The sequence below is a fragment of the Pseudoxanthomonas sp. X-1 genome (genome assembly GCF_020042665.1).
GTDB classification, from domain to species: Bacteria; Pseudomonadota; Gammaproteobacteria; order Xanthomonadales; family Xanthomonadaceae; genus Pseudoxanthomonas_A; species Pseudoxanthomonas_A spadix_A.
In genome coordinates this window covers 4286672-4297500 of sequence record NZ_CP083376.1, presented here as the reverse complement: position 1 = coordinate 4297500, position 10829 = coordinate 4286672, and the positions used below count along the sequence as shown (strand labels likewise).

General features: G+C 67.4%; 6 protein-coding genes, 2 rRNA genes and 1 riboswitch (1 of these 9 cut by a window edge). Of the genes, 7 read left to right on the top strand and 1 reads right to left on the bottom strand.

The window, feature by feature from the left end; genetic code table 11:
• Window positions 1-464, top strand: a 23S ribosomal RNA gene (locus LAJ50_RS19200) (it extends 2403 nt beyond the left edge of the window).
• 192 nt (window positions 465-656) lie between these two features.
• A 5S ribosomal RNA gene (rrf, locus tag LAJ50_RS19195) occupies window positions 657-771 on the top strand.
• A 510-nt stretch (window positions 772-1281) separates the two neighbouring features.
• Here the strand turns inward: rrf and LAJ50_RS19190 are convergent.
• A complete protein-coding gene (locus LAJ50_RS19190; RefSeq protein ID WP_171044613.1) occupies window positions 1282-2100 on the bottom strand; it encodes a YdcF family protein in 819 nt (272 codons plus the stop codon).
• 159 nt (window positions 2101-2259) lie between these two features.
• On the opposite strand from LAJ50_RS19190, the gene LAJ50_RS19185 reads away from it, so the two are divergent.
• The 5 genes from LAJ50_RS19185 (at window position 2260) to metE (ending at window position 10732) form a co-directional block, all read left to right on the top strand.
• Window positions 2260-4353, top strand: a complete 2094-nt coding sequence (locus tag LAJ50_RS19185) for a catalase (protein WP_138653666.1) — start codon at window positions 2260-2262, stop codon at window positions 4351-4353.
• Window positions 4354-4521: 168 nt separating this feature from the next.
• Window positions 4522-5076, top strand: a complete 555-nt coding sequence (locus LAJ50_RS19180; protein ID WP_138653668.1) for a hypothetical protein — start codon at window positions 4522-4524, stop codon at window positions 5074-5076.
• Window positions 5077-5374: 298 nt separating this feature from the next.
• Window positions 5375-6124: a response regulator transcription factor gene (locus LAJ50_RS19175; protein WP_130552723.1), complete on the top strand. Its 750-nt coding sequence runs from the start codon at window positions 5375-5377 to the stop codon at window positions 6122-6124.
• 142 nt (window positions 6125-6266) lie between these two features.
• Complete coding sequence (locus LAJ50_RS19170; RefSeq protein ID WP_235872686.1) at window positions 6267-7781, top strand: histidine kinase famiy protein; 1515 nt, start codon at window positions 6267-6269, stop codon at window positions 7779-7781.
• A 112-nt stretch (window positions 7782-7893) separates the two neighbouring features.
• A riboswitch (cobalamin riboswitch) is annotated at window positions 7894-8207 on the top strand.
• 233 nt (window positions 8208-8440) lie between these two features.
• Window positions 8441-10732 (top strand): 5-methyltetrahydropteroyltriglutamate--homocysteine S-methyltransferase, encoded by a 2292-nt coding sequence (gene metE, locus LAJ50_RS19165; protein ID WP_138653670.1) that lies wholly within the window; start codon window positions 8441-8443, stop codon window positions 10730-10732.
• Window positions 10733-10829 lie beyond the last annotated feature (97 nt).

Genomic DNA, 10829 nt, shown 5'->3' with positions numbered 1-10829 from the left:
ACTCCGGGGATAACAGGCTGATACCGCCCAAGAGTTCATATCGACGGCGGTGTTTGGCACCTCGATGTCGGCTCATCACATCCTGGGGCTGTAGTCGGTCCCAAGGGTATGGCTGTTCGCCATTTAAAGTGGTACGCGAGCTGGGTTCAGAACGTCGTGAGACAGTTCGGTCCCTATCTGCCATGGGCGTTGGAGATTTGAGAGGGGCTGCTCCTAGTACGAGAGGACCGGAGTGGACGAACCTCTGGTGTTCCGGTTGTCACGCCAGTGGCACTGCCGGGTAGCTATGTTCGGAAGCGATAACCGCTGAAAGCATCTAAGCGGGAAGCGCGCCTCAAGATGAGATCTCCCGGGACACAAGTCCCCTAAAGGAACCATCAAGACTAGGTGGTTGATAGGTCAGGTGTGTAAGCGCTGTAAGGCGTTGAGCTAACTGATACTAATGATCCGTGTGGCTTGACCATATAACCTCAAGTGGCTTCGCCCAAGCGAAGACCAACTTAGCCTCGACGCACGTCGGTGCTCACTAAACACTCTCTACATCACAAGTAACTACGCGAGACTGAGCGCCGTATGCGCTTCCCTTCGCAGAAGCCCGCACTTCCATGTGCGGACTCCTCAAGGAAAGCAAACACTGGCGACGCTCCAACCGTCTCCCTGGTGAAATTAGCGCTGTGGTCCCACCCGATCCCATCCCGAACTCGGAAGTGAAACGCAGCTGCGCCGATGGTAGTGTGGCTTAAGCCATGCAAGAGTAGGTCATCGCCAGGGTCTTACCCCAGACCCCCTCGGATCTCGCGATCCGAGGGGGTCTTCTTTTGCGGGAAATAAATGCACCAGAGCCTCGGCAAGGCCCCGCCCTAATCGGGGCGCAGCACCTGGCGGCGCGCGGTGATCGGGAAGCGAGGCATTGGCATCTGGTGGCGTGCGAGACACCAAGCCTGCTCGGTTGAAGGACGCGCCACGCAGGACGTGGACGGCCGTCGCGGTCAGAATGAAGAATTAGGCCGCTGCAAGGCCGGCAGCCTGAGCGCTGCCTGCTCGCTTACGAGCGCGGTGCACTGAAAGTCCGCGGCTTCAATGGCACGGGTGCAGTGACCGGAGTTGCGCGTACCCCACTGGTCGACGTCGGCGTGCGAAGCCGGATTCCGTGGAGCTTCCACCCACGCGGCGTCGACACGCGGCGTCATTGGATGCGAAGTCGCGGCGCTGCGACACCCATCTCATCGAACAACGCCACGCCCCGGCCGTGCGACCCATTCCGTGAGGCTTTCGGCTCCCTTACTGCGCGGGAGGAAGCGTCACCGGCCGGTCGCGCAGGAGCGGATGGGCGGAGGAGCCCTCGGGCGCGGGCTCGATCGGCGGATCGTTGCGGCCCAGCCAGTTGTACCAGTGGTAGCGGGCGATGCCGAGCCACTCGACGGCCGCCAAGTCGCTGATCAGCAGGTTGTAGCTGTTGGGCAGCCACGAGGCGAAGGGCGTGGTGTAGTCGCTGCGTTCGGGGGTGGGCTGCAGGCCGAAATGGCGGAAGTACAGCAGGCTGCGGCGCATATGCAGGCCCGAGGTGACCAGCACCAGCGGCCCGTGAGGCCTGCTCGACAGCAGGCGCGCGGTGAACTTGGCGTTCTCCCAGGTGTTGCGCGAAGCCTCCTCCTTCCACACGTCGGCGGCCGGGACGCCGGCCTCTTCGATGAGCGAGGCATAGAGCTCGGCTTCGCTGTTGCCCAGGCCGGCCGGGTCGCCGCCGGAGACCAGCACCTTGCAGCCCTGCGTGGCGGCCTTGCATGCGTCGAACAGCTGCACCGCGCGCAGGATGCGGCTGTAGGCCAGCGATTGCGGTTCGATCCCGCCTTCGTGCGGCAGCCGTTGCATGCCCATGCCCAGCACGATGATCACCGCGCCCGGCTGCCAGACCACGCGCGCGGGCGCGCGTTGGCCGGCCTGCGTGGCATCGACGATCCGGCCGGCCAGGAGGCCGTTGCCCAGCAGCCAGAAGAGGACGAACCAGACCACGCCTACGCAGCGTGCGGCACGCGGGCGACGCAGGCGGAACAACAGGGCCGTCAGCAGGACGCCAACGGCGAGCAGCAGCAGCGACATCGGGCACGTTGTCCTTGGATGAACCCGCCCATGGTCGCAGATCGCGGTGGCATACCGGGAACGTCGCGTGAAGGCGGTGCGAGCGTTACTCCACAATCGGTTGACGCGACGGCGACCAGCATCCCCGACTCCCTCGCCCGCCACCTGGAGCATCACGCCATGGCCGCTCGCAAAGCTTCCGCCAAATCCGCCACTCCTCCCACTTCCGAAGACAGCGCCGCGCGCGGGCAGGGCGATGAGCTGCATCAGCAGGCCGGCGGCACCCATCCGGTGCTGACCACCAACCAGGGCATCCCGGTCAGCGACAACCAGAACTCGCTCAAGGCCGGACCGCGCGGCCCGACGCTGCTGGAAGACTTCATCCTGCGCGAGAAGATCACCCACTTTGATCACGAGCGCATTCCCGAGCGCATCGTGCATGCGCGCGGCACCGCGGCGCACGGCTATTTCGAGCTGACCAAGTCGCTGGCCAAGTACACCACCGCCAAGCTGCTGACCGAGACCGGGGTGAAGACGCCGGTGTTCACGCGCTTCTCGACCGTCGCCGGCGGCGCGGGTTCGGTGGACACGCCGCGCGACGTGCGCGGCTTCGCGGTCAAGTTCTACACCAAGGAGGGCAACTGGGACCTGGTGGGCAACAACATCCCGGTGTTCTTCATCCAGGATGCGATCAAGTTCCCCGACCTGATCCACTCGGTGAAGATGGAGCCGGACCGCGGCTTCCCGCAGGCGGCCAGCGCGCACGACACGTTCTGGGACTTCATCTCGCTCACGCCCGAGTCGATGCACATGATCATGTGGGCGATGAGCGACCGCGCCATCCCGCGTTCGCTGCGCATGATCGAAGGCTTCGGCATCCACAGCTTCCGCCTGCTCGATGCGCAGGGCAACAGCACCTTCGTGAAGTTCCACTGGCGCCCCAAGCTGGGCCTGCAGTCCCACGTCTGGGACGAGGCGGTGAAGGTGGCCGGCGCCGATCCGGACTTCCAGCGCCGCGACATGTTCGAGGCCATCACCGCCGGCGACTTCCCCGAGTGGGAGCTGGGCGTACAGCTGTTCACCGAGGAACAGGCCGCGCAGTTCCCGTTCGACCACCTGGACCCGACCAAGCTGATCCCGGAGGAGACCATTCCGCTGCAGATCATCGGGCGCATGGTGCTGGACCGCTGGCCGGACAACTTCTTCGCCGAGACCGAGCAGGTGGCCTACTGCCCGGCCAACATCGTGCCGGGCATCGATTTCTCCAATGATCCGCTGCTGCAGGGGCGCTTGTTCTCCTACCTGGACACCCAGCTCTCGCGGCTGGGCTCGCCCAACTTCCACCAGCTGCCGATCAACGCGCCCAAGTGTCCGTTCCACAACAACCAGCGCGACGGACACATGCAGATGGGCGTGCCGAAGGGGCGCGTGGCCTACGAGCCCTCTTCGCTGCAAGGCGACAGCCCGCGCGAAACGCCGGCCGGCTTCCGCAGCCACGCCACGGTCGACGATGGCGCCAAGGGCCGGGTGCGGCCGGAAAGTTTCGCCGACCATTACAGCCAGGCGCGGCTGTTCTACCGCAGCCAGACCAAGCCCGAGCAGGCGCACCTGGCCTCGGCGCTGGTGTTCGAACTGTCCAAGGTCGAGACCGCGCATGTGCGTGAAGCGGTCGTGGGTCACCTGCGCCACGTCGATCCCGAACTTGCCCAGCGCGTGGCCAACGGCCTGGGCCTGGATGTGCTGCCGCCGCCGGCGCAGGCCAGGGTCGAACCGATCGACATGCCGCTTTCGCCGGCGCTGCAGCTGATCGGCAGGATGAAGGACACGCTCAAGGGCCGCACGGTCGGCATCCTGGTGCACGACGGGTCGGACGTGGGCACGGTCAAGGCGCTGCAGAAGGCGGCCAGGGACGCGGGCGCGACGGTCAAGCTGGTGGCGCCGAAGCTGGGCGTCACGCTGTCCGACGGCAAGAAGGTCAGCGCCGACGGCCAGCTGGCGGGTACGCCGTCGTTCGTGTTCGATGCGGTCGCGGTGGTGCTGACGGCCGAGGCCGGCAAGGCGCTGGCGAAGGAATCGGCCGCCATCGACTTCGTCAGCAATGCGTGGGCGCATCTGAAGGCCATCGCCAGCGACGCGGGCGCAGCGCCCCTGCTGAAGGCCGGCAACGTCGGCAAGGACGCGGGCATCGTGGATGCGGCCGACACCAAGGCCTTCATCGCCGCCGCCAAGACGCGCCAATGGGCGCGCGAGCCGAAGCTGCGCATGCTGGCCTGAAGTCCTGCCAAGCGGGCGGATGGGCACGCCGGCCGCTGCCGGCGTGCCCTGGTTCCATCGAGACGGTGAGCACTGCAAGTCGGCGTCCACGCCTGTTCAGCGATTCACTGCGCGGCCATCACAGGCCGACCCTTACATGTGAGGCACGCATCCCTGCCGCCTCGACCCATGCTCGCTTTTGCCGCGCCATCCGACGTTCTTGTCGCCGTCCTGCTGGCGGCGCTTCTGGCCGCCGTCCTCGTCCTGCTGGTGTATCCCTTCTTCGGCGGTGCCAAGCCGGCGGCCGGTAGTGAAGACTGGGAGCTGGAGCGCCAGCAGCTGGCTGGGGACCTGGCCCAGTGGACGGCCGACCTGCGCGTCCTGGCCACATCGCTGCGCCTGGGGCATTGGGGCGATGTGCGTTACGCGCTGCAATGGCGCACGCTCGACCCACCGGCGTCGCTGCTGGATGCACTGGACTGGGAGTCGATCGGCGGCCAGCGTGGCGAAGCGCTGAACCTGTTCCGGGTGATCGGCCTTGCGGACGAACTGGCGCAGATCGCGGTGATGGTGGAGCGCACGCCGATGCTGCAGGGGAGCGCGGCGGCCACGCGGGCCACCGTGACCTATTCGGCGTCGGACTACGCCAACGCGCTGCTGGTGTTGGCCGATGCCGCAGCCCGCGCGCGTGCCGGGCTGGATTCCGACACGCGCGTTGGTTCCTTCGCCCAGCAGGTGGGATGAGGCCGGGCGGTGCACTTGCACCCCGTGATCGCGATGACCGGATTCCCGTTCGATCGCGCGTTGCATCTTCCGCGCCTTGCACGAAAGGCCGGGGCGCTGCTGAGCGAAAGCAGACAACATGCCTCGGCTGCATGATCCCTCGCACGGCCTGATGCGTGCATCTCCCGCTGACTCATGCACGACAACACTGAGCGAAGGGAAAACGCGTGCATCGCGCGTGATGGCTTGCCGCGCCGCCTTCACTCGGCATGGGCATCGGCGAAGCGATGGTAGCGGCACACTTCCAGGACCTGCCCACATGCGCGCCTTCCAACAACGGCATACCCTGCTGCTGGTCGATGACGACTATGCGATCGCTTCGGCCACCGGCGAATATCTCGAATCCATCGGCTACGACGTCGACTACGCCCATGACGGCGTCGAGGGACTGCGTCTGGCCAGCGAGCAGCATTACGACGTGATCCTGCTGGACGGCAAGATGCCGCGCATGGACGGGCTGGACGTGTGCCGCGCCTTCCGCCGCGAGGTCAAGCGCAGCACGCCGATCATCTTCCTGTCCGGCCGCGAGCGGGTGGAGGACCGCGTGACCGGCATCGAGGCCGGCGCCGATGACTATCTGGTCAAACCCTATGCGCTGCCGGAACTGCAGGCGCGCCTGACCGCGCTGATCAAGCGCCAGCGCCGCCAGCTGGCCGGCACGCAGCTGGTGGTCGGCGACCTGACGCTGGAAACCGGGAACTACACCGTCAGGCGCGCCGGCCAGCGTCTGTCCCTCTCGCCGATCCAGTTCCAGCTGCTGGCGGTGCTGATGCGGCATTCACCCGCGATCGTCACCCGCGCGCAGCTGGAGCGGGAGATCTGGGGCAACGACCTGCCCGATTCGGACACGCTGCGCAGTCACATCTACAATCTGCGCAAGATCATCGACAAGCCCTTCGACAGGCCGCTGCTGCATACCCACCTGAGCTTCGGCTTCCGCCTGGCGCCCGTGGAGCAGCCGCAGCCGGTGGAGCGTGCGGCGGCCGATCCGGCGGCCGTGGCGGCTTGAGGCACGGCGAGTCCCTCCACTCTTCCAAGGATTGCGCTTGCCCCAGGAACCCGCACCCGGCTTCAAGTCTCCGGCCATCGACGATCTGCGCTTGAAGAGCCACAAGTCCGACATCTTCTTCGCGGCGGTGGAAACCACGCGCATGCCGATGATCGTGACCGACCCGCATCAGCCCGACAACCCGATCGTCTTCGCCAATCGCGCCTTCATCGAGATGACCGGTTACAGCTCGGAAGAGCTGATCGGGCGCAACTGCCGCTTCCTGCAGGGCAAGGACACCGACCGCGCCACGGTCGCGGCGGTACGCGAGTCGATCGCGCAGAACCGCGAGTTCGCCGCCGAGATCCTGAACTACCGCAAGGACGGCACCTCGTTCTGGAATGCGCTGTTCACCTCGCCGGTGTTCGACGAGAACGGCAAGCTGATCTTCTTCTTCGGCTCGCAGCTGGACGTCAGCCGCCGTCGCGATGCGGAGGACGCGTTGCGCCAGGCGCAGAAGATGGAGGCGGTCGGCCAGCTGACCGGCGGCATCGCGCACGACTTCAACAACCTGCTGCAGGTCATGAGCGGCCATCTGGAACTGCTCGGGATGCTCAACAGCGCCGAGAAGCCGGACCGGGCGCGCATCGAGGCCGGCATCCAGCGCGCCCAGGCCGCGGCGAAGAAGGCCGCCACGCTGACCCAGCAGCTGCTGGCCTTCGCACGCCGCCAGCGGCTGGAGGGTCGCACCACCAACCTCAACACGCTGGTGTCGGGCATGGTCGATCTGGCGCATCGCTCGCTGGGCGACGATGTCGAACTGGTGACCCAGCTCGACGCCTCGCTGTGGAACGCCAAGCTGGACAGCACCCAGGCCGAGGTGGCGCTGCTGAACATCCTGCTCAATGCGCGCGATGCGATGGAGGGGCGGGCGCAGCGGCAGGTCACCATCGAGACCGCCAATGTCGAGGTGGACCAGAGCGACCTGAGCAGTCCCGACTTCCACCACCTGGCGGTCGGAAAGTACGTCAGCGTGGCCGTGACCGATACCGGCTGCGGCATGTCCCCGGAGATCCAGCAGCGCGTGCTCGAACCCTTCTTCACCACCAAGGAGGAGGGCAAGGGCACGGGGCTGGGCATGAGCATGGTGTACGGCTTCGTCAAGCAGTCCGGCGGCGCGGTGCGCATCTATTCCGAGGTGGACCGGGGCACCACCATCCGGCTGTACTTCCCGGCCCAGGCGGGCGAGGGCGGCAAGCCGCAGCTGCCCGAACCGCGCGCCAGCGGTCGTGGCGGCAGCGAGCGGATCCTGATCGTGGAGGACCGCGAGGACGTGGCCGCGGTGGCGCAGATGTTCCTGGAAGCCGTCGGCTACCAGACCGACGTGGCCAGCAACGCGACCCAGGCGCTGGAACTGATCAGGGCCGGCGGATCGTACGACCTGCTGTTCACCGACCTGATCATGCCCGGCGACATGAATGGCGTGGTCCTGGCCCACGAAGTGCAGCGACGCAGCCCCGCGACCAAGGTCATCCTCACCACCGGCTACGCCGAGAACACGCTGGCGCGCAGCGACGCGGAGGGCGCGCAGTTCGACGTGATCAACAAGCCCTACACCCAGCGCGACCTGCTCAAGCTGGTCCGTCAGGTGCTGGACGGCCCGACCGGCGTGGGCTGAGCCGCGGCAACGAACGGTCCGCCTGCAGGCACGACGACAAGGCCCCGCGAGGGGCCTTTGTCGTTCCTGCTGGCCCGAGCCGTGTCGCCTTGACGCGCCCGGCTACCGGCGCGTAAGGTGCGCTCGTCGTGGTTCCATCGCTTCATCCACATGAAGCGATGGATTAAACGGGAATCCGGTGAAGGCGCGCCGTGTGCGCGTCCATTCCGGAGCTGCCCCGCAGCGGTAACTGGAAACGAACCCGTCATCTGCACTGGGGCCTGTCCCTGGGAAGCGACGGCTAGGTCCAGGGCCCGGGAACGCGTGGGGAGGAACAGGGATGCGTGACAAGCGGATGGTTCCGGCTTGACTCGTCCCCGTTCTCTCCCCTCGTTTCCCGCCCCAAGTCCATGAGCCCGAAGACCGGCCCCGGCCGGAGGACCCGCCAACGGGTCTTCCGCTTCGACCTGGCACCGCTCGCGGGAGCGGCACGGGCGCGTGATGCGGCGGGCGCAAGGCCCGGTGCCGCGTGCGTGCGCGTGTGGAGGTTTCCGCGCACGGGGCCGGTTCGCCCGCGGGGGGCGAAGGTCGCTGGCATGGCACGTCGCAGCCGCAGGGCCGTGAGGCGTGGCGTGCGGTTCCTTCGTTCCTCAATGCCCACACGCAATGAGGATCCATCAATGACCAGCGTCACCAACCTCGGCTTTCCGCGCATCGGACCACGCCGCGAACTCAAGCACGCCCTGGAGCGCTACTGGAAGGGCGAGGACAGCGCCGACACGCTGCAGGCCACCGCCGCGGCCCTGCGCGCGCAGCACTGGCAGCTGCAGCGGCGGGCCGGCGCCGACGTGCTGCCCAGCAACGACTTCTCGCTCTACGACCATGTGCTGGACACGGCGTTCCTGTTCGACGCCCTCCCGCAGCGCTATCGCGCCCTGGCCGATGCCGACCCGCTGGCCGGCTACTTCGCCATGGCGCGCGGCGTGCAGACCGGCGGCATCGACCTGCGCGCGCTGGAGATGACCAAGTGGTTCGACACCAACTACCACTACATCGTCCCGGAACTGCACGCCGGCCAGGACTTCGCCCTGCGCGGCGACAAGCCCGTGGCGCAGTTCCTCGAAGCCAAAGCCGCCAGCTTCGACACGCGGCCGGTGCTGCTGGGGCCGGTGAGCTTCCTGCTGCTGTCCAAGACCACCGATGGCAGCGACCGGCTGGCGCTGCTCGAGCGCCTGCTGCCGGTGTACGCGCAGCTGCTCGAACGCCTGCATGCCGCGGGCGCGGCCTGGGTGCAGATCGACGAACCCACGCTGGTGCTGGACCTGGACGAGGCGGCCAGGGCGGCCTTCGCCCGGGCCTATGCGTTTCTGGCCCAGGCGCCGCGCTCCAGGCTGCTGCTGACCACCTACTTCGGCGCGCTGGGCGACAACCTGGACCTGGTCGCGCGGCTGCAGGTCGAGGGCCTGCACGTGGACCTGGTGCGTGCGCCGGAACAGCTCGACGCGGTGCTGCAGGCCTGGCCCAAGGGCCGCGTGCTCTCGGCTGGCCTGGTCAACGGGCGCAATGTCTGGCGCACCAACCTGGACAACGCGCTGACGCTGGCGCGCTATGCGCAAGGGCACGTCGGCGCGGACAACCTGTGGCTGGCGCCGTCGTGCGCGCTGCTGCACGTGCCGGTGGACCTGGAGCAGGAGAAGGCGCTCGACGCCGAACTCAAATCCTGGCTGTCCTTCGCCCGGCAGAAGCTGGGCGAGCTGCGCGTGCTGGCCGACGCGCTGGACGGACGCGAAGGCGCGGAAGGCCGGCTGGCGCAGCAGCGCGCCCGCCTGGAATCGCGCCGTCAGTCGGCGCGCGTGCATCGGCCCGAGGTGGCCCGGCGCCTGGCCACGCTGAGCGAGGCCGACAGCCGGCGCGCCTCGCCCTACGCCCAGCGCCGCGTGCTGCAGGAGCAGGCGTTCGCGCTGCCCGTGTACCCGACCACCACCATCGGCTCGTTCCCGCAGACCCGGCAGGTGCGCCAGGCACGCGCCCAGCACAAGGCGGGCAAGCTGTCAGATGCCGACTACGAGACCTTCCTGGAAGCCGAGACCGAGCGCTGCGTGCGCTTCCAGGAACGCATCGGCCTGGACGTGCTGGTGCATGGCGAGTATGAGCGCAACGACATGGTCGAGTACTTCGGCGAGCAGCTGGACGGCTTCGCCTTCACCAAGCTGGGCTGGGTGCAGAGCTACGGCAGCCGCTGCGTCAAACCGCCGATCATCTTCGGCGACGTGGTGCGCCCGAAGCCGATGACGGTGCGCTGGTCGCGCTACGCCCAGTCGCTGACCCGGCGGCCGATGAAGGGCATGCTGACCGGCCCGGTCACGGTGCTGCAGTGGTCGTTCGTGCGCGACGACCAGGCCCGCAGCGAGACCTGCCGCCAGATCGCGCTGGCCCTGCGCGATGAGGTCAACGACCTGGAGGCCGCCGGCATCGGCATCATCCAGATCGACGAGCCCGCCATCCGAGAGGGTCTGCCGCTGCGCCGCGATGCGTGGTCGGATTACCTGAACTGGGCGATCGAGGCCTTCCGCATCTGCGCCAGCGGCGTGGGCGATACGACCCAGATCCACACCCACATGTGCTACTCGGAGTTCAACGACATCATCGATGCGGTGGCGGCGATGGATGCGGATGTGATCTCGATCGAGACCTCGCGCTCGCGCATGGAGCTGCTCGATGCGTTCGTGCGGTTCCGCTATCCCAACGGCATCGGCCCGGGCGTGTACGACATCCACTCCCCGCGCGTGCCCTCGGTGGAGGAAATGGTGGAACTGCTGCGCAAGGCGCGGGCGGTGCTCAGCCCGCAGCAGCTGTGGGTCAACCCGGACTGCGGCCTGAAGACCCGTGGCTGGGAGGAAACGCGCCATGCGCTGGAGCAGATGGTGGAGGCCGCACGCCGCCTGCGTGCGGATCTGGCCCAGGCGGCCTGATCCGCGCGTGCCGCGCCTGCGCTGCGGGCGCGGCACTTCGGCGTGTACCCCGCTGAAACCGTCTGCAGCGGATAACGTTTTCACGGCTGCCAGCGAC